Consider the following 24,250-nt stretch of genomic DNA (forward strand, 5'->3'; position numbering starts at 1 on the left):
GGTCACAGAATTGGGAATATAACGCTAATGACGACTACTACATTGATCATCAAGGAGTTCGTTTTAGTTTTTATCGCTATAGTAAATCCACTGATAAGTATGGCTTTAAGCGTGACTTTAAAATCTATCGTGCTGATAAACATCAACTATCAGTTAAATTAGATGAACTAGCGAAGACACCGAGTGGTCGGCAACGCTATATGAAGGTTAACCCAACCTGGAATTATTATAAAGCTAAAGTTAAAGATACCCTCTCAAGTGACGAAGGCAAGGCAATTTATCGTCGACGGAAGTTCGACGTTGAGCCAGTCTTTGGTCATATGAAGAGGGATTTTGGCATACGCCGAACTCATCTCCGTGGCCAACGGGCTGTGGAAAATGACATTGGGCTAGCCCTGATGGCATTAAATCTAACGAAATTTGGCCAATCAATTAGTCGATTGGAGACTAATTTCATAAATAATTTAAAATCCGGACTACGATTTTTGAACCGATCAAAAATCATAGTCCGGATTTTACTGTTTGAGAGCCAAAAATTAATAGTTAATTCCCGGCCTCTCGCTTGCTAAAGAGCTTTTTCACTATATAAAAAATTAATGCTGAGATGCTCCAGTAGAGGCATCAGCCTTATTATCGGAATGGTCATCAGCATCATTAACAAATCCAGCTACGTCAGGTGTATCGCCATCTTCATGTTGAAAATGAAAAACCGGTCCGTCGGCTTGCGGATCATAGTCAACAGTAGTTATAAGATCCTTAAAGAACCACTCATCTAGCGAATCAATGTGATAGTTAATACCATCCTTTTTAACCTCTAAAATTGGATCAACTGGTTTATCTTCACGAGTGAATCCTTGCGAAAAGCCATGATGGACTTCGGTTTGACCATAAGTTTTACCGTAAAACTTTATTCCATTTCCTGATTCTAATCCCATTTCGTCACGAAACCATTGACTTGCAGCATCAGTAATAATCAATTTCATTTTGCTTTCCTCCAACGTCTATTGACATCGCTTTCATACACCTTACTATAGCATAGTAGAAAAATAATACCAATAAGAAAAGCGAGATTGAGAAATTCACTATATTCCTCGATCTCGCTTAAATTATTTTAATTAATCAACCTTGATAATCTTTAACTTGATTGTCCCATTTGGAACATCAACATCGACAACTTCACCGACTTTGTGTCCTAAGAGACCCTTTGCCATTGGAGATTCATTAGAAATCTTACCATTAAATGGATCAGATTCTGATTCACCAACAATTTGGTATTCTTCTGGTTCTTCATCTGGCAATTCTTGAATAGTAATTGTCCGTCCCATGGATACTTCATCCTTATCGACATCTTCATTATCGATAATTTCAGCATATTGAAGCATGTTTTCAATTTGAGCAATCCGGCTTTCAACCATTGCTTGTTCGTCTTTTGCTGATTCATATTCTGAGTTTTCAGATAAATCACCATAACTACGAGCAATCTTTATCCGCTTAATAACTTCTGGTCGACGCTTCAAGCGATATTCTTCAAGTTCATCTTCAAGCTTTTTCTTCCCTTCAAGGGTCATTGGAAAAGTTTTTTCTTCAGCCATTATAAACACTCCTCATAATTTATCCAGTGCAACATTACCATTTCTACTTCAGCTTGTAAACACCTATTGTAATTCCGTATGTCCACGTTTTACCAAAATATCACGGATCTTTGTAGACAATAGGTCAATTGCAACTTGGTTTTCGCCACCTTCTGGCACAATAATGTCAGCGTAGCGTTTAGTCGGTTCAACAAATTGATGGTACATTGGTTTTACCGTAGCCAGGTACTGAGTAATAATTGAGTCAAGAGACCGCCCACGCTCTACCATGTCCCGTTGAATTCGACGAATAATCCGAATGTCATCATCTGTATCAACGTAAACCTTAATATCCATCAAATCCCGTAGACGTTCGTCATCAAGAATTAAGATTCCTTCCAAAATAATGACATCAGTTGGTTCTACATGAACAGTTTTGTCTGAACGCGTATATTGTGTATAGTCGTATACAGGCATCTCAATAGCCTTATTACTTCGCAAATCCGTTAGTTGCTTAATTAAAAAATCGGTATCAAATGCAAGTGGATGATCATAATTTACTGCTTTACGTTCATCCATCGTCATATCTGACTGATCATTATAGTAAGTATCTTGGTTAATAATCTGGATCGCTTGCCCATGCAATTGGTCATAGATTTTATTACTTACCGTTGTCTTTCCACTTCCGGAACCACCTGTAACACCAATAACTACTGGACGCTTATTCTGTTGAATACTCATCAATTTGTCTCCCTCATAAAACTTTCTAATCTGAAATAGTATATAGCACTCTTTTGTAATGCGCAAGATAATTACTAATTTAAATTATTAAAGGTGAGGTAAAAGGGAATATTAATGCATCACAACATAGTAATTTCCGGGGAAGTATTGCTGGTCAGTAATTTTAACTGTTTCATTTTCATTTGGAGCTTGAATAATCCGACCGTCCCCTAGTGAAATAGCGACGTGATATGGTGCATCATCAGAACCATAAAAAACAAGGGCCCCATATGGCGCGTTTAAGACATTATCGTGAATATGTGGTCCTAAAGCTTGTTGTTCATACGTCGTCCGTTGAGGAATACCGTAGCAATATTGAACCAACCCGGAACAATCAAATCCACCTGGCTTATTACCACCCCAAACATAAGGGGTTCCTAAATAAGACATTGCCTTGTTAACAGAATCTTGCAGACTTTGACTGTTCTTGTTGGCTTGATCTTTTTTCTCAGTATTATTAGCAGGTGTTTCATTTTTATCTTTGGTTGGAATTGTCAACTTTTGTCCTGCAAAAATCAACTCTTTATTTTGCAAGTGATTAGCGGTTGCAATATCATCCGCACTAACATTATATTTTTGAGCAATCCCGTTTAAACTATCGCCAGCATTGACCGTAACAGTTGTATCAGCCTTTGCAGTTACAGTGCCCATTGCCATTGCGCCAGCTACTCCTAACGACGATGCAAGAATTTTCTTTGTTGTTGATTTCATTATTTCGTTTATCCCTCTTTATATTAAATATCATTATTTTATTATCAAACTATTAATAAAATAGCAGAAAAATTTAGGTCCTTCAACCACTAATTATTAGTTTAGCGATTGGTCCTATAATATAAATACGTAAAAAATAATTATTTGCACTAAAAAAAGGCCGAAAATTTTCAGCCTTTTAATTTTTAACGAATTTCTGCATCAACCTTATCTTGCAAGTAAGCAGTAACCTTATCAAAAGCCGTGTTTACTTGGTCTTCAGTTAACGTTCCTTTATCATCTTGATAAGTTAAGGTGTAAGCTAATGACTTCTTGCCGGCAGGAAGGTGAGAACCAGCATAAACATCAAATAGGTGAATGTCCTTAAGGTAAGCCCCACCCTTTTGCTTAATTGCCTCTACAATTGTTGCATTTTCAACATCATCATCAACCAAGAGAGCAATATCGCGAGTGATTGAAGGATACTTACTAATAGGTGTATATTCATTTTCAATCTTTGGTGCAGCCAGTAATAATTCTAGATTTAATTCAAATACATATGTTTCTGGAATCTTATATTCCTTAGCAGTTTGTGGATGAACTTGTCCTATGAAACCAACTAATTGGGCATCAACCATAATATCAGCTGTTCGTCCTGGGTGCATTTCTGGACGATCACTAGTTGGCACATAAGTAATCTTCCCAGCAATCCCCATATTCTTAAGGTAACGTTCAACGATCCCCTTTAATTGGAAGAAATCAACCGGTTGATCCTTCTTATTCCAACTATTAGCTACCATTTGGCCAGTAACCGCAGCTGCAAGGTGTTCTTGTTCTACTGGACGTTCATCCCCCATTGGCAGGAATACTCGGCCTTCTTCATATAATGCTACGTTATCAACATTCCGCGCCACGTTATAAGCAATATCATTAAGCAAGCCACTAACAATATTCATCCGGGTAGCTACATGGTCAGAACTCATTGGGAAGTCGAGTTTCATTGGTTCAGCAAGTGGCTTAATTTGGAACTGCTTAGCCTTCTCAACAGTTGTTAAGGAATAACTAATTGCTTGAGTTAAGCCCATTCCTTCGAGATCATGACGACTTGCCCGAATAAACCGTTGCCGTGGAGTAAGTCCTCCCCGGTTACGCGTCATCGTTGGTAAAGTAGATGGTAAGTTATCATAACCGTAAATCCGCGCAATTTCTTCATAAAGATCTGCTGCCAGGCTAATATCCCACCGCCGGGCTGGGGCAATCACTGTTAATTGATCGTCATCATTAACAGTGTAAGCAAATGCCAAGCGATCAAAAATATCAGTAACTTGTTCCATGGTTAATGAAGTTCCGAGAACATGATTAATCTTCGCAAGGGATAGTTTGATTGGGGTATCAACTGCTGGCGCTTCACTACCAGTAACAATTCCAGCAGTAATCGTTCCACCAGCAAGCTCCTTAATCATTTCGGCTGCTTCATTCAATGCCGTTTCGACGGTTGCTGGATTGATTCCACGTTCAAACCGCATTGAGGATTCACTATGAAGATCTAAGCGTCGGGCTTGCTTCCGGACCATTACTGGATCAAAAATGGCTGCTTCAAGGGCAACAGTTGTCGTATCATCGCTTACTGCAGTTCCTTCTCCACCCATCGTTCCCGCAAGAGCAACTGGCTGGTCATCGACAGTTACAACAATATCATTTGCTTTTAAGGTTTGTTCATCCCCGTCTAACGTAACAAAATTTTCACCTTCATTAGCGTGGCGAACTCCAAAGTTTTTACCAGATAATTGATCATAATCATAACTGTGGAGTGGTTGACCATATTTAAGAAGGACATAGTTAGTCACATCCACAACATTATTTACAGGACGAATCCCACTGTTCCATAAGCGAATTTGAAGCCATAATGGACTTTCAGCAATTTTAACGCCTTTGATTACCCGTAATTTATAAGTTGGTGCAATCTTAGTATCATTAATTTTTGCTTGAAGAAGATCCGCGGTCTTTTCAGTACCTTCTTCTTTAATCGTAATTTCCTTAAAATGTGGCTTTAACCCGTAAAAGGCAGCGATATCATTAACATTTCCATAAATACTAAGCATATCTCCACGGTTAGGAGTTACGTCTGTATCGATGATCGTATCGTCCATTCCTAAGTACTTAAATACGGGATCACCATTTTTAGCATCATCTGGTAAGAAGTAGATACCATCTTCGTAATCTTTAGGTGCAATCTTGTCGCTAAAGCCAATTTCTTGAAGAGCACAAAGCATTCCATTTGACTCAACACCGCGGATCTTGCCACGCTTAATCTTTTGGTTATCAGCAATTCGCGCACCGTGAAGGGCAACGATTACCTTTTTACCTTCTTGAACATTAGGAGCACCACAAACAATTTGAATCGGTTCTTCTTCGCCAACATCAACTTGACAAACATGAAGGTGGTCTGAGTCAGGGTGATTTTCACATTTTACTACTTCCCCAACAACAATCTTTTTTAATCCGTCGCTCAGTGAGTAAACGTCATTAATGTCCACAGAGGTACGGGCAATCTTTTCAGCTAAATCTTGAGGGGCAACATCTAAATCAAGGTATTCTTGAAGCCATTGATATGATACTTTCATTTCACATTATCCTTTCTGGTCAAATTGGTTAAGGAAGCGGACATCATTTTGGTAGAAGTTACGAATATCATCAACACCGTACTTCAGCATAGCAAAACGATCTGGTCCAAGTCCAAAGGCAAAACCGCCGTATTCTTCTGGATCAACGCCTGACATCTTAAGCACATTTGGATGAACCATTCCGGCACCAAGAACTTCAATCCAACCAGTTTGTTTACAAATTGCACAACCCTTGCCAAGACAGTTGAAACAAGTAATATCTGCCTCAACTGATGGTTCAGTAAATGGGAAGTAACTTGGTCGCAAGCGAACCTTTAACTTGTCACCGAAAAGGTTTTGAGCAACGGCCTCAAGAGTTCCCTTCAAATCAGCCATGGTAATATTTTTACCAACAACCATCCCTTCAATTTGGTGGAATTGGTGACTGTGAGTTGCATCATCAGTATCACGCCGGTAAACCTTACCTGGTGAAATCATCTTTAGTGGGCCTTGACTAAAATCATGTTTTTCGAGCATCCGTGCTTGCATTGGTGACGTTTGGGTCCGCATCAAAACAGATGGCGTAACATAAAATGTATCTTGCATGTCACGAGCTGGGTGATCCTTTGGCAAGTTTAACTTTTCAAAGTTATAAACTTCTTGTTCAACTTCATCCCCAACTGCTACTTCATACCCCATTGATACAAACAAGTCCACAACTTGGTCAATGATTTGTTGAATAACATGGGGTTGCCCTTGTGCTACTGGTGTTCCAGGAAGAGTAACATCAATTGTTTGGGCTGCTAACTTAGCATTCATGGCGGCCTGTTCTAGCTCAGCACGCTTTTCTTCAATCGCAGCTGATAATTCATCCCGCACCTTGTTAGCAAATTGCCCTACTTTAGGACGTTCTTCAGCACTAAGATCACGCATGCCCCGAAGAACTGAAGTAATCGGTCCCTTCTTTCCCAGCATCTTTACGCGGATTTCATTAATTCGCTTTAAATCCTCTGATTGTTTAATATCTTGCAATCCTTCTTCACGAAGTTCGGCTAATTTCTCTCTTAGTCCCATATTTTCACTCCTTAATTCAAAAAAGCCTCATCCCAATATAGGGACGAGGCTTCGCGGTACCACCCTAGTTTGTAGGAACAAATCCTACACACTCAAATAATCAATAACGGTGATTGGCCGGAATACCATTACGTATCAGCTCCGAAAGTGAAATTCGCCTTAGATCACTGATTGCAATTCTCAGCTCATGGTTGCAACTCTCTAACAGGATCGTCTAGCTACTAGCTCTCATCATCGCTTTTAATTCAATTACATATTCTAGACAATCATCTGTAAGGCGTCAAGCGTTATTTTAAATCCACTTGTCACTCCATGCATGAACAGCTTCCATGACTGGGCGCAATTCTTGACCACGTTCAGTCAAAGAATAATCTACCCGACTAGAACCTTCGTAAGTGTTACGAATAACAATTTGTTCGTCTTCGAGTTCTTTTAATCGTTCACATAAGACTCGATCGCTGCACTTTGCAATGCTACTGGCAATATCCTTAAATCGCATGTTGCCATTTTTAAGTAGTACTTCAATGATTAATCCGTTCCATTTCTTTCCCAAGATCATAAACGTACGTGTAAATTTTGGACAAAGTTTACAGTCTTCATCAAGTGCCTTTTCTGCTACTAATTGTTCCATAATTTAACTCTCCTTCTCCTCTACCAAGTTGTTCGCATCCGACGTTTCTTAATCTTTCGGCGCATCTTTGCACGTAGCGGGCCAAAGAATTCATGCTCTGCTTCGAAATCATCAACTAGCGATACAATTAAACTCTCCGGATAGCGTGGCACTGCCAACGTTGCGCCAAACATATGCTTAAGGATAATATCCTTTTCTTTTTTATTTAACGGGGTTAGCTTTTCAGCATTGCGTAATGCAACTCGGGGATGAATAAATGCATGGGTTCCTAAATTGAACTTAGTCGTCCGCCAATCATAATAAAAGAGATCATGCAAGAGACCTGCCCGCGCAGTACTGCGATAATCAAGATGCATTTTTTTAGCAATTTTGTAGCTATCATACGAAACCGCAATAGAATGTTGCAGGCGGGTAGAGTGATGATGCTGAGTATAGTTCGCTAGCTTTTGGACAGCTGGCTGGGCTAAAAGATCGGCAACGATTGAAACATACTCTTTATCGGTGCGCCATTCATTTTTTGATTTCATGTAATACCCCTTTTCTATATTATTGCAATTATCATACACGATTTTAACGAGAAAATAAATTAATTTAATCTAGATTTTGATTAAGCTGAAACATTAAAATTCCTGCAGAGATAGCGACGTTAAGCGATTCGGCTTCACCACGCATTGGAATATAGAGATTATCAGTTGTTTGTGAAAGAAGATCGTCGCTCATCCCCTGCCCTTCATTACCCATAATTAAAGCAAAAGTATCACCAGGATCAACAGTCCGGAAGTTTTTGGCTTGGGGATTTAATTGTGTTCCATACACCGGAGCATTGATTGATTTAAAATCATCAATCCACTTTCTTAAGTCACCCTCAAACATTTGAAGGTGAAATTGACTTCCTTGCATTGAACGAACAACTTTGGGACCAAATAAGTCTGCTGAGCGTTGTCCAACTACTACTCCAGTAAACCCAGCAGCATCTGCTGTCCGCACCATCGTCCCCACGTTTCCTGGATCTTGAACCCGGTCGAGGAAAAGCCATGCCCCATGCAATGGCCCTGCTGGTAAACGATGAGAATCTGGTAAAGCAACAACCGCGGCAATCCCTTGAGGCGTTACCGTATCAGTAATATGCTTCATGATCTCTTCAGTAACTTCATAGGTTGCATTAGCCATTCCTTCAAGCTCTGGATGGGTAGCTAATTGTTCAGCTGTTCCGACTACTTCTAAGAGCTCGATTCCAGCTTTGGATGCCTCTTGAACTAAGTGCCAGCCGTCTAACAGGTAAGTACCAGTCTGACGCCGTGCTTTTTTGGTTTGCAGCTTCTTCCAATCTTTAACGTGCTGATTATGAATTGATGTTAATTGTTCCATATATTTTGCATGCTCCTTCTTGTTAATTAAATTATACCATGTTCCTGTTGTACAATTGTTATTAACTAATAATAAGTTTTCATTAAGGAGTTTTAATTATGGTTAATTATCATCTTACCATTACTGGACGCGTTCAAGGAGTTGGGTTCCGCTGGGGCGTCTATCAGTTGGCACAACAAGCAGGAATAGAAGGGATCATTATGAATAAGCATGATGGGAGTGTTTATTGCGAATTGCAGGGTCCCATTGAGATTGTTAAACAATTAATCTCTAAAATTAAAGCTGGGCCCACTCCTTATGCTCGAATTACTAAGGTTAAAATCATCGAAGGAAACCTGCAAAACTACCATCATTCATTTCAAATCACGCATTAGTTCGCGATTAGCGGTAGAATTCAATTCCTGAATAGAGTAAAATACGTACTATTAGCGTAATTAATATACAAAGAAATAAGGGAGTTTGATTCATTAATATGAAACGAAAACGAATAACGATCGCTGGGGGTCTTTTTACTCTCCTGTTGCTTCTTAGCGGATGTGTACGGACTACTAAGAGCGGTCGACCATACGGGTTTGTCTATGATTATATGGCTAAACCAATGCAGCACTTGATGGAATGGTTAGCCAGCCACATGGGCAATAACTACGGTTGGGCAATTATTGTCATTGTGGTAGTTGTGCGAACAATTCTTTTACCAGTGATGTTCTCACAAATGAAAAAATCAACTATTATGCAAGAAAAGATGTCCAAGGTTCAACCATTGATTAAAGAACTAACAGAAAAGCAAAAAGCAGCCAAGACTCCTGAAGAACAGGCTGCCGTTAGTCAACAAATGATGGCTCTGTACCGGGATAACAACATTAGCTTAACTGGCGGTATTGGCTGTCTCCCATTGTTAATTCAGCTGCCAATTTTTGCCGCCTTATATGCTGCTATCCGTTATTCTCCAGACCTTTACCATGCAACTTTCTTTGGGATTCCACTTGGTAAGCCAAGTATTATCTTAGCGGTCTTATCTTTTATTGCCTATGCTGCCCAGAGTTACCTTGGGCTTGTCGGTGTTCCTGAAGCTCAGAAGAAGCAAATGAAGGCTGCTATTTGGATGAGTCCTTTCATGACCTTCTTCATTTCTATCACTTCTTCTGCCGGATTAGGTCTTTACTTCTTCATCGGTGGACTATTTGCCATCTTACAAACCTTGATGGTCAATGCTTACCGTCCGCGGATTCGTCGCCAAATTGAAGAAGAAAGCAAGAAGAATCCAATTAAAATGCCAGAAGCACCAGTAATTAACACCCCTAGTTCTTCAACTAAACCGACTGATGCAATTGACCAATTACGTAAAGGCGATGCCAAGCCAAGCGATCAAGCAAACCGTAATCGTCAACGTAATGCTGGTAAACAACAACATCATAAAAAATAATTATCAAAAAGCTGGGAGAAAGCAAAAGTTTTTTCTCAGCTTTGTTTTTTCGGAGGAAGACACATGATTAAACCAATTATTAAAGACCAACAATTACTCGCCCAAAAAGCAACCCCCACAACTAAAGCTGATTTGCCCCTTGCAACCGATCTTAGCGATACGCTTAATGCTCACCAAGCTGAATGTGTTGGAATGGCTGCCAATATGATTGGCGTAAATAAGAATGCAATTATTGCGCGAATCGGGCCCTTTAATGTCGTAATGTTCAATCCACAAATCGTCGCTAAAAGTCAACCTTATCAAACTGCAGAAGGATGCCTTTCATTAAGCGGAACGCGTCCTACTAAACGGTATAAGCAAATTACCGTTAAATTTCGCAATCAGAGCTGGCAAACGCAAACATTAGAACTTACAGATTTTGCTGCTGAGATTGTTCAACATGAAATTGACCATTGTAATGGAATTATAATATAAGCAATGAGAATATTTGCTAAAATATCAATAAATGAAATAAGGAAAGTAGAATCGCCGGGTTCTGCAACAAATTAATTTATGCTTCTCAAACAGGCGTCCAACAGGGAGGATGGGAGCAAGTTTTGTGGAGGTTTTAATATGGATTTACCAATGTCAATTACGAAAGAAGTGCGGCATTATGTTGTTCGTAATGTTGTCGCCACCCTCGGGATGTCAATGTATGTTATTATTGACACCCTTTTTATTTCAATCGCGGCGGGAGCTTTAGGTTTAACTACGCTTAACCTGGTGCTCCCCCTTTTCAACGTTTTTAATGGAACTGGACTATTACTGGGAGTCGGTGGCGCCACAATCTTTTCGTTAAATAAAGTTATGCATCCTGAGAGAATAAAATCATTATTTAGTCAACTGATGATTTTTGCTTTCACTTTCGGTCTTATCCTAGCAATCCTGTTAAACATTTTTGCGACTCCAGTAGTTAATTTTCTTGGGGCAGATGATGCAACTCGTCAGATGGCAATCGTTTATTTACGAATAATTTCATGGAGCGGACCTCTCTACATGGCTAACTACATTGCCATTAATTTCATTCGTAATGATGGCAATCCCACCTTAACCATGAAGGCCACCTTAACTGAAACATTATCTGTCATCCTCATCGACTGGTTCTTTATCTTTGGAATGGGTCTTAAATTGGAAGGAGCAGCATTGGCAGTGTTATTTTCGCCAGCAATTAGCTTGATGGTTTTAAGTTTTCATCGGAAGTTTGCCAGACGACAATTACAATGGCACTGGGTTGTCCCTCACCTAAGAAACATTTGGCGCTCAGCACGTTTAGGGGTTGCTTCAGCATTAAACGAATTAAGTACTGGCGTTAGTATTTATTTCTTTAACCATGTTTTATTGCAGCTAGCTAATAACTATGCTGTTGCCGCATATGGCGTTATTTCCAACATTGCCATCGTTGTGCTAGCAATTGCTAATGGAGTAGCGCTCGGTGTTCAACCGCTTGCTAGTCGGGAATTTGGTAAACACGAATACAAGAATGTATCGATGACATTAAAAAATGGGATGATCATTACCCTCTTTCTAGCAACAATCAGCTTTATTATCCTAATCACCTTTAAGCATCCAATTATTGAAGTTTTTAACACTTCTCATTCTGGTCAACTCCTCGCCTATGCTAGTGTTGGCCTCCCGATTTACTTTACAAGTGTATTCTTCAGCGCGTTAAATCTATTGTTCATCCTTTTCTTAACAGCAATTGGATCAGCGCGGGCATCATTCTCTTTATCGATTCTTCGTGGTTATATTATCCTTCTCCCCGCAATCTTTATTCTGGCAAAAGTTGCCGGAATTAATGGGGTCTGGGCAGCAGTTCCTTTTACTGAATTTGTTATTACTTGCATCGGTGGAATTATCATTTACCAGCGACTTAAAAAATTGAATAAAGACTAGTTTCACCTTATCTTAATAAGATTTGCATAATAAAAGAGGCTATTGAAAGAATTTTTGATTTTTTCAATAGTCTCTTTTATCTACTTTGTAATCTTCTTTGATGCGTGATTGTAGAAAATCCAAGCAACAATCCCAAAGAAGACCGGACCAAATGCCGTCCAGAATGCAGTTTGAAAATCATGCTCAATAATTGGTTGGATGCATGTAAAGATGATTCCTAGGCAAACAATTATCTCAACAAAGACAACTAATACATTTGTCCAAAAATGATTCTTAAATACCACAAAATCATGTGGGATATCCTTCTTTTGAAAGAATGGGAATGCACCAACAAGGAAGATATAAGGGGCACAGGTTGAAACATTAACCATATCTGTCAAGATTTGGTAAAAACTAGCAGCTGCTGAACCTCCAAATGCAACTAAGAAAATAATACACGAAACAAAAATTGCTTGAATCCACATTGCATATGCTGGCATCCCGTGTTTGTTCAATGTCACAATTTTTTTAGGCCATAACTCAGGATTAGCTCCCATGATAAAGGACTTAATCGGGGAGTAAACTAACAGGAACATTGCTCCTAACATCCCCATCAGGCCAGCTAACGCAATCATTCGCGTAAAGAGAACACCAAGAAAAATATTAGTAGCATGACTTAACCCTAGTGACACACCTAGTTGGTATCCTAATTGATTAAAGACAACATAAGTAACATTACCTAAGTTAACGCTTGATTTTGCAATAACATGATTGTAATTAACACTAAAGCCAGTCATTAAAATCATTAGCACATAACTGCCAATCGTTAAGAGCGAACCAATAACTAAGCCTCTTGGAAATGTCTTCGCTGGATTCTTCATACTATCAGTAACTCCACCAAGATTTTCCATTCCACCATATGCAAAGATTGCGTAAACAACGAATGAAATAATCGCAATTGGCGTCTTAAAAGCAGGATTAGGCGACTCAATAAAACTGCTAATACCATGAATAGGCTGGGCAGTAACCCCCTTGTTAGCAATAATCGTCACTAAACTTGCAATAATAAAAATTGCATTCATTCCAATCATAAACGCTCCACCAAATGAGCTGATTTTCGTAATCCCATTAATCCCCTGGGAACTCAGTAAGGTTACAAGTAAGACAAAAAGAATTGCCAAGATACCAATTAACTGATTAGAATTAAAGATCCAAAAATGCCATTGTTGGGTAGTATCATGGCCAAATAATAGTGCCGACAATGTTATCCAAAGTCGAGAAGCACTTGATACTAGCCACAGAACCCAACTCGCTAACCAAATAAAGGTTCCGATAAAGGCCAGCCGTTCCCCTATCGAACCAGCTAACCAGGAATAGATCCCCCCTTTGGCGTCTTTAAACGCCGAACCATATTCAGCCATCATCAAACAACAGGGGAAGAAGAAACAAACTCCAGCAAGGATGTACCAAAACATCCCCGCATATGCCATTTGATCATAAGCTATTGAAACATTACCAAACCCATATATTGTCGAAATAATCATTAACACCAATGTTGGCGTTGTGATTAATTTTTTCTGCTCTTTCGCAGCCACTCCTATTCAACTCCTCAATAAAAATCCTCATATTTTAGTATCCGTTTTCATTATACCGCCCTTAGTTGAAAACATCGCTTATTTTGTCGGCCATTGGGAAAACAATTGAATAAAAATGTTTTGTAATAAAAAAGTGAGGATAGGAGCAAAAGTTTCTCATCCTGCTTCTATTCTCACATCTTAAATATTTATTTTTTTGTCTCTGGGTCTTCAATAATCGGTAAAATAATTCTAAACAATGATCCAGCACCGACTGAACTTTCTAGGGTAATTGAACCGTGATAACCTTCAATTAGTCGTTTGGCAATTGAAAGACCTAATCCATTACCGCCTTTCTTACGACTACGAGCCTTATCTACTCGATAGAAGCGATCAAAGACTCGTTTTACATTTTCCGGTGAGATCCCTTCACCAAAGTCTTGAATACCAATCTCAACAGTATTCATTCCCCGTGAAAGAATAATATGGATCTCTTTATGATCATCAGTGGAATATTTGACGGCATTGTCACATAAAATCACAAGGACCTGTTCAAGATGATCGCGATAAATATCAACCATGATTGGTTCTTTCAGATCGTCGTCCAAACGGAAAGTAAAGTCTGGGTATAGCATCTTAAAGTTATTGTAGACCTGGTGAACCACATCATTAACAATCGTATGCTGGTTGCGGAAATTAATCTCTACTTGCTCTGCTCGGCTCAAATCAAGCATTTCTTGAACCAAGTTTTTCATCCGGCGCGTCTCAATTAAGGTGGCTTTAATTGAGTCATCCAGCACTTTTGGATCATCCTTGCCCCATCGTTGAAGCATTTCTAAGTGTCCTTGAATAATCGCAACAGGTGTTCGTAGTTCATGACTAACATCACTGACAAATTGTGACTGCTGGTCGATATACCGCTGCATTCGATCAAGCATTTCATTAAACATTGTTATCAATTCTGCTAGTTCATCGTTACGATTGGTAGCCGGTACCCGGACATCTTTAGTAGGATCTGCACTAATCTCCTTAACTGTGTCATGAATTCCATCCAATGGTCGAAGGAGAAAGAGGGAAAGAAAGTATCCCAATAGCCCACTCGCAATCACAACCAGGCAGAGCGCCAAGACACATACCAATGCCAACTGATGATAACTTTGCATATAAGCGTCAAGGTTATTTTCAACTTGTAAGTACCCAATCAACTGCCGATTATTCTGACCATAAATTGGCATCTGCCCGACCAACACATCATGATCAGGCCCAGCAGCAATATGAATATTGCGATTAGTCGTAAACTGTGGCTTTTTAATATAACGACCTGTACTCAAAATATTCTTTCCATCAGGATTATAAATGTTAATAACCAAGTGTCCATCACTTAACTCTTTAATTACCGGTCGTTTATATTCCTCTCCAGAAATAATATTCGACCGGTTTCTGTCTGGATCAATAAGGTGACTAACATTCTTTTTAGTTAAGGGCTTATCAACAGTACTTAATTGTGTACTAATATTGGTCATCCCTTGATTCAATAATTGTCTTTCTTGATGAAATAAATTTTGCGTAAACGCGCTAAACAATGCCATCGCAACGATACAAAAGATGATTAATGACCCTAATGCCGTTCCAGCTGCCCACTTAATTTTTAGTGAAACAAACCGTCTTTCATCTTTTTGCTTCATAATTGATCATTCCTAGGAGCGAATCACATATCCAGTACCACGAACCGTTTGGATGTAGCTCTTTTCACCAGGACGGTCGATCTTATTCCGCAAGTACCGAATATAAACATCAACAACATTGGTTTCAACCTTGGAATCATAACCCCATACCTTACTCAAAAGGTCTTTTCGTGACATAACAACATTGATATTTTCCATTAAGATCAACAGTAATTCGTATTCCCGCTTGGTAAGGTTAATTACTTCATCGCCGCGACGAACAACCCGGTTCTCTTTTTCAATGGTAAGATCCTTGTAATTGACCGTTGTTTGATGTTCCTTATTATTACCATCTTCAATACTGATTCGCCGCAATAACGCCCGGACCCGTGCAAGGAGTTCTTCAATCGCAAACGGCTTAACAATATAATCATCTGCCCCGTGATCTAATCCAGAGACACGGTCAATAACAGAATCACGAGCAGTCATGATAATAATCGGTGTATCTTTTAATTCACGAACTCGCCGTGCCACTTCAATCCCATTTAACTCTGGGAGCATCAGGTCTAGCAAAATCACGTCAAAGTCTTGATTTAAAGCTGCTTCTAGTCCGGCACGACCATCAAGTTCAACATCTGTATCGTAGCCTTCATGCTTTAATTCAAGTTCTACAAAATTTGCTAAATTTTCCTCATCCTCAATAATTAAAATTCGACTCATTAATAACTCACCTACTATAATAATCTTTTTTTACTTGTTATACGTATTAATAAAACACAATAATTTTATCACAATTTTTTAATAAACCCCAGTATTCTCTATACTAAAAATCTCGATTTATCAAGGAATTAGATTATATCATTTTTTACTTATAGATTCTTAGAAAATTTTAAAATAAAAAAACTATCCTAGGTCCGGCGCCTAAAGGATAGCTTTTATATTAATTAGTTATTAGTGTTAACAACTTGCTTGCCGTCGTAGTAACCACAACTTGGGCATACCATGTGGGACTTGCGAAGTTCACCACAGTTTGGGCAAGGAGTAAGGCCAGGTACATTTAACTTGATGTGACCCCGACGCATACGCTTCTTAGTCTTTGAAGTCTTCCGTGCTGGAACAGCCATGTTTGACACCTCCTAAGAAATTAGAATTATCCACAAATGGTTTTTAACCGTCCGCTATTTTTTGTTATCCTGATCAGGAAAAAGGTTTTGCAACTTAGCGAGACGTGGATCAACTTTGTCATCTTTCTGCTGCTGGGCCTTGTAGTCATCTTCAGAGATAACACTCCAACCTTTTCCATTTGGCATTGGTTTGCCAGATTTTTCTTCGGCAGAAAGAACCCGTAGTGGTACCTGTTCAACGATATTTTCCGCTAATGCAGTATCAAAATCAATTGAATCACCCTTTTTAATAAGGAAAACAACCTCATCTTCATCCTCATAGCGGGCAAAGTGTGAACGATCATCGATATACGTCTCGGAGAACGTAAAATCGAGTGGTAATTGAACGGGTGTTAACGAGCGACTAGATGGAACGGTTAACGTCGTCGTAACGTGAGCGCTAATCGTTGCATCACCATCGTCATAAGTAACGTAACCATCAACTTTAACTGGTTGAACAGCTAAAATAATATCTGGAAACAGCTTCGTTAATGATGCGTTCAGATCAAAAGTACTTTGAATATGAAGTGGTTCATCTTGGTAACGATGTAATTCAGCTAACGACCATTTCAACGTACTAACCTCCTAATGCAACATGTGCAATTATACTAGTCCCCTTATACGTTGTCAATGTTTTTTCCTTGACAACCTTTTAGAGAACCAAATCTACTTAGAATATTTTACCAAACTTTATCAAAGACGTTAATTAATAATTATCGGTGGGTGCTTCAAATCCTGCTCAATTGGCGTAAATAGTTGATATAGCTTCCCGGCACGATAATCAAGGTTAAGCAACTGATCACGCATTTCCTGATCTACTTTTGTAATCAGCGGAAGATCAAGCTGTTTTTTCACCTGATGAAGGTATTCACGTCCTTGTTTATTAAAGGCCAAGACATGAAGATAAGGATGTTTACTATGTTCATCTACTTCTTCTTGGGTAATTTGTAAGATAGTGTATAAACAAACCCGCAATAAGTGAGCATACGTATACCGTTTTGTCTTGGTGAATTTCATAAATGAATTAAAGTCAAGACTCCGCTGGGCAGCTTCCTTCATTCGATACTCTAGTCCCTCTGCCATTAAATAAGTTGACTGAAGGGTTGAAATAGGTGCTTGAATAAGCTGATTACGTAATAAAGGATAAAGTTCTGTCCATGAAGGAATACTCTTTATTGTCGCCAATATATCTCCCATCACCTGGGGAACAGCTTGCCGGTAATCGCCTTTTTCACTGATTGCCTGACGGATTGCACTCGCACTCGCAATTTTGCCTTTGATTTGCTGGTCGTGATAGTTACTCCCCTGTCGCTTGATAGGTAGCAATTTAAAATGATACTCCTGGTTAATTTTAGCTTTGGTATAAGCAAAAGCTAAAATATCATTGGGATCAATCAAGGTAACACCAGTTTGTTCCTTCAATTGTTGGTTAAATTGGGTGGCATAAGTTGCATTATACTTATTAAAACTTTCCTGGTTAAAGGCTTCTTCAGCCTTCACTAAACGCGCGAAATTCCATTCTGGATGCTCGCTCCCAAAGACAATCGAATCAACCCCAAGAGCATTTAAGAGGCTCAGGGCTCCTCCTGCAAACCGGTGTGCTGGTTGGACGGCGTAAAAAACCGGTAGTTCAATCACAAGGTCAACGCCATTCATCACTGCTGTCCTGGCTCGTGACCACTTATCAACGATTGTCGGTTCACCACGCTGGGTAAAATTACCACTCATTACCGCTACCGTTACATCTGCCCCGGAAATCTTTTTGGCTTGCTGAAGATGGTAGCGATGCCCATTGTGAAATGGATTATATTCAACAACCATCCCTACTGCTTTCATGTGAACTCTCCTTATTTATGACACTTAAAGAACCATCGTGTTGGTTTTTCTTCTTTGATAGAAGTCGAAAAATTTGATCCCACTTCAACAGAATTAAAACCAGCTTGAGATAACATCTGCTTTAATAAAGGCAATTCATAAGCACGTTCATAATGAGTTTCTCCAACACGATCATAACGTCCATCATTATCTCGAGTGAAAAAAGCTAATTCATGAATTACGCCATGCTCAACATCATCATCTTTGAAAGACTGCCACATGAAAGCTCGCTGATGATCCTCATCCTCATAGTTGAACATATACCCCGGATAAATGACATCAGTTTGATAAGGAGAAATGACATCAAATAAAAAGACACCATTATCTTTCAAATGATCAGCAATTTCATTGAAGGTCTTTTGCACGGCCGCTGCATCGTCTAAATAACAAAAAGAGTCCGCATAACAAGTGATCGCATCATACTGCGGTAAAGCACCGAGGTCCCGCATATCGGCTTGCAAGAGATTCATATTAACTCCTGCTTCCGTGGCATGTTGATCGGCAATACTGAGCATCTCAGCAGAAAAGTCAGCAACCGTTACATCAAATCCACGAGCAGCCAGCATTACTCCTAATCGTCCACTACCGCCAGCTAAATCTAAAATGCTCTTAGTATTAGCAGGAAGGTTTTTAATTGTGAATTTTTCCCACTTCTGGTACATTTCAGGATCAAAAAGCTGGTCATATAACTGGGCAAAACTTTGATAAATCATTAATCATTAATCCAGTCGTTAATATTGACAAGAGGTGCATCGGCCCATAATTTTTCAAGGTTATAGAATTGACGAGTTTCTTCACGGAAAACATGGACAACCACGTCACCAAGGTCAACCAATACCCATTGAGCATGATTTTTACCTTCAACGCTACCTATCTTGACATTTTCTTCATGCGCTTTTTCAACAATGGCATTGGTGATCGCCTGTACTTGACGGTCTGAGCCTCCCGTCATAATAACGAAATAATCAGCCATTGGACTAATCTCATCAACTTTAAGAGCGACGATATCTTCTGCGCGCCGACCATCGGCAGCCTTGACAACCATTTCTAATAATTGTTTACTATCCATTAATCTATCTCTCCTTCATATTGCGGAACCCATGCATTATAGGTATCTATTGTCTTTGGATATACCGGCTTTCCATTTTCAATCAAATAAGCCAGCGTATGTTTTGTTTGGTAAGCAACTCCTGCTTGGAGGTTTGCTGCTGTAATTACTCGTGCCTTTTTTACGCCGGCAAAGTCACGACCCGGCTCAATATAGTCAGCCATGTAAATAACCTGCTCGAGCTTCGTCATTACTGGCGCTCCAGTAGTATGGTGGCGAACCGCATTTAGGATATCTTCATCCCAAATCCCTAATTCATCCTTAATTAGCTCTGCGCCAACCACTCCATGCCAAATTGCATTACCATAATCTAAGAGTAGCGGATTAAGCCCTTTTTTCTTAATTTCGGCAATAAAATCTTCGTCAGGACGCTGTTTAGCATAATCATGACACAGGCCAGCGATACTTGCTTTTTCAACATCAACACCGTATTGAGCAGCTAACTCAATCGCTGTTTTTTCAACACGTAATACATGCTGAAATCGTTTATTCTTTAACGCCTTTTTGAGACGGTCGATAAGTTCAGACCGTGTCATTGGGATATAATTTTTATTATAAACTAATTCTTCATTCACGATATAATTGATGCTCCTCAATAAACTTGCTTACGGCATCTGGGACCATATACTTGATTGATTGGCCACGTTGCACCCGTTGTCGAATATCGGTTGAACTAAAATCAACTGTTGGGACATCTACCCAAATCACTGGATATCGTGTCTCATTCTTCGCTCCTTGACGGTGAACACCGACAAAATGGAAATGGGGCAAGCGGATTAAATCATTAATTCGATACCACTTGTCAAGGTAATCGACCATATCCCCACCAATAATAAAGTAATAATCCACATCAGGGTGCTTATCTAACAAATACTTAATAGTATCGTAAGTATAGCTGACTCCTCCCCGCTCTAACTCGGCATACTCAATCCCTAAAAAGGGGTTATCAGCAACTGCTAATTCGAGCATCTGTAACCGCAATTGCGGATCAAGCGAATCTTTATGATCAACATGGGGAGGTTTAGCATCTGGTAAAAAATCAACTCGATCAAGACAAAGGGCATGACCAACCTGATCCGCCATAAATAGGTGAGCATTGTGAATAGGATTAAATGTTCCCCCATAGAGGCCGATTCGCTTACGGTGTCCCCTAACTTTAGTCTCCGGTTGCGCCTGGGTTTGCACCTTGTCTACTACACTACAGCTTTGCAAAACCGTCACTCCTACTTTTACTTAGATTTCAGCTACTCGTGATGATAATTCACGGGCATCCTTATTTGCTGAAACTTTAAATAAAACTAATACCCGACCAATAACTTGAACTACCTGAATAGAAGTTTTTTCTTCAATTAATTCGCGAACTTCATCAGTTGTAACATCTGAGTTTTGCAAAATGCTAACCTTAATTAATTCTCGACGGTCAAGTGCGCCGTCTAATTGAGCAAGCCAATTGTCCGTCAGACCATCTTTACCCACAGAAAATAGTGGTTGAAGGTGGTTTGCTTGTGCTCGTAAAAATCGTTTTTGTTTTCCTCTTAATTGCATAAGTCTTTCCTTTCAAATACTAATTAAATCATTGCGCGCCGTACAAGAGCCCCGACACCCTTCGGAACCCATGCAGCAACAGTCGTTTTTGCAGGAACAGTAATCCATCCTAGACCTTCAAAGACAATATCGCTCTTTTCGGTAATGTGGAACTCATAACGTTCTAATGGTGGGAACCCATCCTTTTCATCGCTAGTCGGTGGGGTAAGCAAATCTCCTAAGTGTTTAGCATAGAAATTATCAGCATTGCTTAGCTTTGTACGGTGAATTGGTAAATTATTATCAAAGTAAGCAACCATTCCCGCACGTTCACCATGAAGATAATCAAATCGCGCAACGCCGCCTAAAAATAATGTTTGACCATCATTTAATTGGTAAGTCTTTGGTTTAATCTCTTTTTGAGGCGCCACAATCTTCAAGTCTTTTGGCGATAAGACATGGGCCATTTGTTCTTGATGGATAATTCCAGGAGTATCAACTAAAACATGCCCATCATCAAGCGGAATTTCAATCTTATCAAGAGTAGTTCCTGGGAAGCGTGAAGTAGTGATCAATTCTTTTACTCCCGTTCGTTGCTTGATAATTTGGTTTATTAACGTTGATTTTCCAACATTTGTAACACCTACAACATAAACATCTCGATTGTGCCGGTATTTTTCAATCACATCAAGCAAGTGGTCAATCTGATGGTTCTTTTTAGCTGAAACAAGAACCGTATCAATTGGACGCAATCCGGCAATATTTGCCTGTTGACGAATCCAGTCAGTTAACTTGGGCCGCCGTAGAGAACGTGGCAACAAGTCTTCCTTATTTCCAACTAATAATACTGGATTATCGCCAACAAAACGGTGTAAGCCCGGAATTAGACTTCCATTAAAGTCAAAAACATCAACAACATACACAATTAAAGCATTGGCATCCCGAATCTGATTTAATAGGCGCAAAAAGTCATCATCCGTTAATGATACCGGAGCAATTTCATTGTAGTGCCGCAAACGGAAACAACGCTGACAGTATAATTCTCCTGTCTCCTTACCCTTCTCAAGGGCTGACTTAGGCGTATAACCCAAGCCATTAGGATCTTCCGTTTGGATAATACTCCCACAACCTATACAACGTAATTCTTCAGTTTGTTGTTCTTGTTCAGTCATTCAAATCCTCCTGCCATTTTAAATCTGGATATTTTTTGTTTAAGCTCTTCCAAACACGGCGTTCAAAGAAGCGGTTAATACGGGTATCCCACTTATCTGTATTTAATAGTGGACGTACTAAAATGCTTCGAATGCCCGCTTGGTTAGCCGCAGCAACATCAGTCAATAACTGGTCACCAACCATAACCACTTCATCTTTTGCTAAATTAAGTTTTTTCCGTGCACGATCAATCCCAAAACTTAAGGGCTTTAATGATCGCGAAACAAATGGAAGGTCAAGGCTATCAACAGCTTTCCCAACTCGTTCCTTACTATTATTAGAAATAACAATTAGCGGAATATGGGCTTCTCGTAAAGAATCCATCCATTCCTTTAATTCTGGAGTTCCATCTGGATTGTTCCAAGCAATCAAGGTATTATCCAGGTCACTAAAAACAGCTCGCACTCCCTGCTCTTTTAATTGGGCAGGAGAAACAGAATATATTGTATTAACCATCCATGTTGGTTTAAATATCTCTAACAAAGTCGCACCTCATCAAATTTAATATTCCAATCGGTTAACCCGATTAAATGTTCTAGTATTTAATTATATCGTGTGCTTTACTCGGAAAGCAACTAATTAAAAAGGCTCTACAATTTTAAGTACTGATGGATTTAACATCAGTGCTTTATTTGTTTAAAATTTAAAATAAAAAAGCGAAAGATGGTTGGACCCCGTCTTCGTTAAGAAAGGACCATCTTTCATGAACAATTCTATCAGAACTATCTTAGGAATTAAAGATCCCTATCTCAAACTAGATGAAAAGAACTTTGATAATCCAATTGAAGATCAACCTAATCAAATCATTGTCCATCTTATCCAAACTTATCCTATGCATTGCCCACGATGTGGACATTTAATGTGTAAGAATGGCTATAAAACAGTTAATTGCTTGGGACCAGAACTTCACTTTAAACCAACAATCTGGTCGATTAAAAAGCAAAAATATATCTGTAAAGCTTCCTCTTCTTGTCCTGAAGTAATTACTAAATTAGCGGCTGTTAGAGATATTAATTATCATGATCATATCTCTTTGGCGATAAAACAACGAGCCATGATGCTTCTGACGAAAAATGAATCACAAAGTGATTTAGCCAAAGAACTAAATGTCTCGAACTGGACAATTAGACGAGTCATTACAAACCTTGATCAATTCTTCAAACCTAACTATCATTGGTTGCCTCGCCATATTGCTTTTGATGATTTTAAATCTGGTCGCTTTGCGCCCAGTGGAATGAGTATGATTCTAATGAACATTGAAAATAAACGGACACTTGACATTATCCTGTCACGAAAAAATAGTTATTTGCGGAACTACTTTCTTCGATATGACCGTTCAGCACGCCTAGCAGTTCAAACAGTAACAGTTGACTTATACACTCCATATCGTCACTTAATTCATGAACTCTTCCCTCACGCTATAATTATCGCTGATCATTTTCACATCGTTGCTCAAGCGTATCGTGCATTAAATAAAATCAGGATTCAAGTAATGAATCGTGCTGGTGCTGCCACTCATGAGTGGCGTGCACTTAAGCATTTTTGGAAATTACTCTTAACACCTGCTAATGAGCTTAAATATAATAATTATTGGTCAAGACGTAACTTTAGTTACGCTCAATTAACCGATGTTGAAGTTATTCACCGTCTCCTAAGTTTTGATAATGAGTTAAAAAAAGCTTATGAATACTATCAAGACTTAATTATGGCGATTGCTCATCGTAGGAAGGAAGAATTAAAAAACTTACTCGTAATTAAATGGACACACCTTCCGCAAGCACTACAGAAAGTTCAGCGTACCCTTCGTAGTCATAAACAAGAAATCTATAATAGTTTCAAATATGACACCTATACAAACGGTCCTGTTGAAGGAACCAATAATAAAATTAAAGTTATTAAACGAACTGCTTATGGCTTTCGTAATTTCTTTAATTTCCGGATTAGAATTCTTCTTGCATTACCAAATACCTATATCGCAATAAATTGGCGAAATAAACAAACAGCTCATGCCAAAGTCCAGGCACAAGCTGCTTAGTAAAATTATTTTATTTTCTCATCAGTACTTCTTGACAAAGAGCC

General features: G+C 39.2%; 28 protein-coding genes and 1 other annotated feature. Of the genes, 6 read left to right on the forward strand and 22 right to left on the reverse strand.

Going from position 1 to position 24,250, the window contains the following annotated elements; genetic code table 11:
- Nucleotides 1-569, forward strand: a 569-nt coding sequence (locus tag LMC10_RS02945) for a transposase (RefSeq protein WP_229268876.1), incomplete at its 5' end; no start/stop codon positions are given.
- 24 nt (nucleotides 570-593) lie between these two features.
- Here the strand turns inward: LMC10_RS02945 and LMC10_RS02950 are convergent.
- The 9 genes from LMC10_RS02950 to LMC10_RS02990 form a co-directional block, all read right to left on the reverse strand.
- Nucleotides 594-983, reverse strand: coding sequence for a HesB/YadR/YfhF family protein (locus tag LMC10_RS02950; protein WP_085678817.1), 390 nt, complete (start codon nucleotides 981-983; stop codon nucleotides 594-596).
- Between the two features lie 132 nt (nucleotides 984-1,115).
- The gene (gene greA, locus LMC10_RS02955; RefSeq protein WP_085678820.1) at nucleotides 1,116-1,592 is read right to left on the reverse strand and encodes a transcription elongation factor GreA; all 477 of its coding nucleotides are present in this window, start codon (nucleotides 1,590-1,592) and stop codon (nucleotides 1,116-1,118) included.
- Between the two features lie 63 nt (nucleotides 1,593-1,655).
- Nucleotides 1,656-2,312 carry a uridine kinase gene (gene udk, locus LMC10_RS02960; RefSeq protein ID WP_019252478.1) on the reverse strand — a complete coding sequence of 219 codons (657 nt, stop codon included), beginning with the start codon at nucleotides 2,310-2,312 and terminating at the stop codon, nucleotides 1,656-1,658.
- Nucleotides 2,313-2,423: 111 nt separating this feature from the next.
- The gene (locus LMC10_RS02965) at nucleotides 2,424-3,062 is read right to left on the reverse strand and encodes a C40 family peptidase (RefSeq protein WP_065533105.1); all 639 of its coding nucleotides are present in this window, start codon (nucleotides 3,060-3,062) and stop codon (nucleotides 2,424-2,426) included.
- Nucleotides 3,063-3,247: 185 nt separating this feature from the next.
- Nucleotides 3,248-5,665, reverse strand: coding sequence for a phenylalanine--tRNA ligase subunit beta (pheT, locus tag LMC10_RS02970; protein ID WP_229268877.1), 2,418 nt, complete (start codon nucleotides 5,663-5,665; stop codon nucleotides 3,248-3,250).
- A gap of 6 nt (nucleotides 5,666-5,671) precedes the next feature.
- Nucleotides 5,672-6,718, reverse strand: coding sequence for a phenylalanine--tRNA ligase subunit alpha (gene pheS, locus LMC10_RS02975; protein ID WP_003668455.1), 1,047 nt, complete (start codon nucleotides 6,716-6,718; stop codon nucleotides 5,672-5,674).
- A 36-nt stretch (nucleotides 6,719-6,754) separates the two neighbouring features.
- Nucleotides 6,755-6,962 (reverse strand) — a binding site (T-box leader).
- Nucleotides 6,963-7,010: 48 nt separating this feature from the next.
- Complete coding sequence (locus LMC10_RS02980) at nucleotides 7,011-7,349, reverse strand: winged helix-turn-helix transcriptional regulator (protein WP_003664081.1); 339 nt, start codon at nucleotides 7,347-7,349, stop codon at nucleotides 7,011-7,013.
- A 20-nt stretch (nucleotides 7,350-7,369) separates the two neighbouring features.
- Nucleotides 7,370-7,876 carry an HD domain-containing protein gene (locus LMC10_RS02985; RefSeq protein ID WP_003668459.1) on the reverse strand — a complete coding sequence of 169 codons (507 nt, stop codon included), beginning with the start codon at nucleotides 7,874-7,876 and terminating at the stop codon, nucleotides 7,370-7,372.
- 64 nt (nucleotides 7,877-7,940) lie between these two features.
- Nucleotides 7,941-8,717 (reverse strand): TrmH family RNA methyltransferase, encoded by a 777-nt coding sequence (locus LMC10_RS02990; protein WP_229268878.1) that lies wholly within the window; start codon nucleotides 8,715-8,717, stop codon nucleotides 7,941-7,943.
- 98 nt (nucleotides 8,718-8,815) lie between these two features.
- Here LMC10_RS02990 and LMC10_RS02995 point away from each other — a divergent pair, with 98 nt between their 5' ends.
- From LMC10_RS02995 to LMC10_RS03010, 4 genes are all read left to right on the forward strand, one after another.
- Entirely contained in the window at nucleotides 8,816-9,091 is a 276-nt protein-coding gene (locus LMC10_RS02995) for an acylphosphatase (RefSeq protein ID WP_229268879.1), read from the forward strand.
- A 98-nt stretch (nucleotides 9,092-9,189) separates the two neighbouring features.
- A complete protein-coding gene (gene yidC, locus LMC10_RS03000; protein ID WP_003668465.1) occupies nucleotides 9,190-10,140 on the forward strand; it encodes a membrane protein insertase YidC in 951 nt (316 codons plus the stop codon).
- A 63-nt stretch (nucleotides 10,141-10,203) separates the two neighbouring features.
- On the forward strand, nucleotides 10,204-10,614 hold the full coding sequence (locus LMC10_RS03005; protein WP_229268880.1) for a peptide deformylase: 411 nt from the start codon (nucleotides 10,204-10,206) through the stop codon (nucleotides 10,612-10,614).
- A 78-nt stretch (nucleotides 10,615-10,692) separates the two neighbouring features.
- Nucleotides 10,693-12,072, forward strand: coding sequence for an MATE family efflux transporter (locus LMC10_RS03010; RefSeq protein ID WP_229268881.1), 1,380 nt, complete (start codon nucleotides 10,693-10,695; stop codon nucleotides 12,070-12,072).
- Nucleotides 12,073-12,152: 80 nt separating this feature from the next.
- Here LMC10_RS03010 and yjeM read toward each other — a convergent pair whose 3' ends face one another.
- The 13 genes from yjeM to LMC10_RS03075 form a co-directional block, all read right to left on the reverse strand.
- Nucleotides 12,153-13,646 (reverse strand): glutamate/gamma-aminobutyrate family transporter YjeM, encoded by a 1,494-nt coding sequence (yjeM, locus tag LMC10_RS03015; RefSeq protein ID WP_229268882.1) that lies wholly within the window; start codon nucleotides 13,644-13,646, stop codon nucleotides 12,153-12,155.
- A gap of 188 nt (nucleotides 13,647-13,834) precedes the next feature.
- Nucleotides 13,835-15,310 carry a HAMP domain-containing sensor histidine kinase gene (locus LMC10_RS03020; protein ID WP_229268883.1) on the reverse strand — a complete coding sequence of 492 codons (1,476 nt, stop codon included), beginning with the start codon at nucleotides 15,308-15,310 and terminating at the stop codon, nucleotides 13,835-13,837.
- 12 nt (nucleotides 15,311-15,322) lie between these two features.
- Nucleotides 15,323-16,009 (reverse strand): response regulator transcription factor, encoded by a 687-nt coding sequence (locus LMC10_RS03025; RefSeq protein WP_003664091.1) that lies wholly within the window; start codon nucleotides 16,007-16,009, stop codon nucleotides 15,323-15,325.
- A gap of 224 nt (nucleotides 16,010-16,233) precedes the next feature.
- Entirely contained in the window at nucleotides 16,234-16,413 is a 180-nt protein-coding gene (gene rpmF, locus LMC10_RS03030) for a 50S ribosomal protein L32 (RefSeq protein WP_003664092.1), read from the reverse strand.
- A gap of 54 nt (nucleotides 16,414-16,467) precedes the next feature.
- Complete coding sequence (locus tag LMC10_RS03035; RefSeq protein WP_003664093.1) at nucleotides 16,468-17,025, reverse strand: DUF177 domain-containing protein; 558 nt, start codon at nucleotides 17,023-17,025, stop codon at nucleotides 16,468-16,470.
- 129 nt (nucleotides 17,026-17,154) lie between these two features.
- Nucleotides 17,155-18,288 carry a nucleotidyltransferase gene (locus LMC10_RS03040; protein WP_229268884.1) on the reverse strand — a complete coding sequence of 378 codons (1,134 nt, stop codon included), beginning with the start codon at nucleotides 18,286-18,288 and terminating at the stop codon, nucleotides 17,155-17,157.
- An 11-nt stretch (nucleotides 18,289-18,299) separates the two neighbouring features.
- Complete coding sequence (locus tag LMC10_RS03045) at nucleotides 18,300-19,040, reverse strand: class I SAM-dependent DNA methyltransferase (protein WP_229268885.1); 741 nt, start codon at nucleotides 19,038-19,040, stop codon at nucleotides 18,300-18,302.
- Nucleotides 19,040-19,396: a ribosome silencing factor gene (rsfS, locus tag LMC10_RS03050; RefSeq protein WP_003670865.1), complete on the reverse strand. Its 357-nt coding sequence runs from the start codon at nucleotides 19,394-19,396 to the stop codon at nucleotides 19,040-19,042. Before rsfS ends, LMC10_RS03045 begins: the two co-directional genes overlap by 1 nt.
- Nucleotides 19,396-20,010, reverse strand: a complete 615-nt coding sequence (yqeK, locus tag LMC10_RS03055) for a bis(5'-nucleosyl)-tetraphosphatase (symmetrical) YqeK (RefSeq protein ID WP_229268886.1) — start codon at nucleotides 20,008-20,010, stop codon at nucleotides 19,396-19,398. Before yqeK ends, rsfS begins: the two co-directional genes overlap by 1 nt.
- Nucleotides 20,003-20,656, reverse strand: coding sequence for a nicotinate-nucleotide adenylyltransferase (locus LMC10_RS03060; RefSeq protein WP_411377808.1), 654 nt, complete (start codon nucleotides 20,654-20,656; stop codon nucleotides 20,003-20,005). The genes yqeK and LMC10_RS03060 overlap by 8 nt, the downstream gene beginning before the upstream one ends.
- A gap of 12 nt (nucleotides 20,657-20,668) precedes the next feature.
- Complete coding sequence (yhbY, locus tag LMC10_RS03065) at nucleotides 20,669-20,980, reverse strand: ribosome assembly RNA-binding protein YhbY (RefSeq protein WP_003664099.1); 312 nt, start codon at nucleotides 20,978-20,980, stop codon at nucleotides 20,669-20,671.
- A 23-nt stretch (nucleotides 20,981-21,003) separates the two neighbouring features.
- The gene (gene yqeH, locus LMC10_RS03070; protein ID WP_019253098.1) at nucleotides 21,004-22,131 is read right to left on the reverse strand and encodes a ribosome biogenesis GTPase YqeH; all 1,128 of its coding nucleotides are present in this window, start codon (nucleotides 22,129-22,131) and stop codon (nucleotides 21,004-21,006) included.
- Nucleotides 22,124-22,654 (reverse strand): YqeG family HAD IIIA-type phosphatase, encoded by a 531-nt coding sequence (locus LMC10_RS03075; RefSeq protein ID WP_229268888.1) that lies wholly within the window; start codon nucleotides 22,652-22,654, stop codon nucleotides 22,124-22,126. Before LMC10_RS03075 ends, yqeH begins: the two co-directional genes overlap by 8 nt.
- A gap of 220 nt (nucleotides 22,655-22,874) precedes the next feature.
- On the opposite strand from LMC10_RS03075, the gene LMC10_RS03080 reads away from it, so the two are divergent.
- On the forward strand, nucleotides 22,875-24,206 hold the full coding sequence (locus LMC10_RS03080) for an ISL3 family transposase (RefSeq protein ID WP_229268889.1): 1,332 nt from the start codon (nucleotides 22,875-22,877) through the stop codon (nucleotides 24,204-24,206).
- Nucleotides 24,207-24,250 lie beyond the last annotated feature (44 nt).

The sequence above is a fragment of the Limosilactobacillus reuteri subsp. simiae genome (genome assembly GCF_020784875.1).
Lineage (GTDB): Bacteria > Bacillota > Bacilli > Lactobacillales > Lactobacillaceae > Limosilactobacillus > Limosilactobacillus reuteri_H.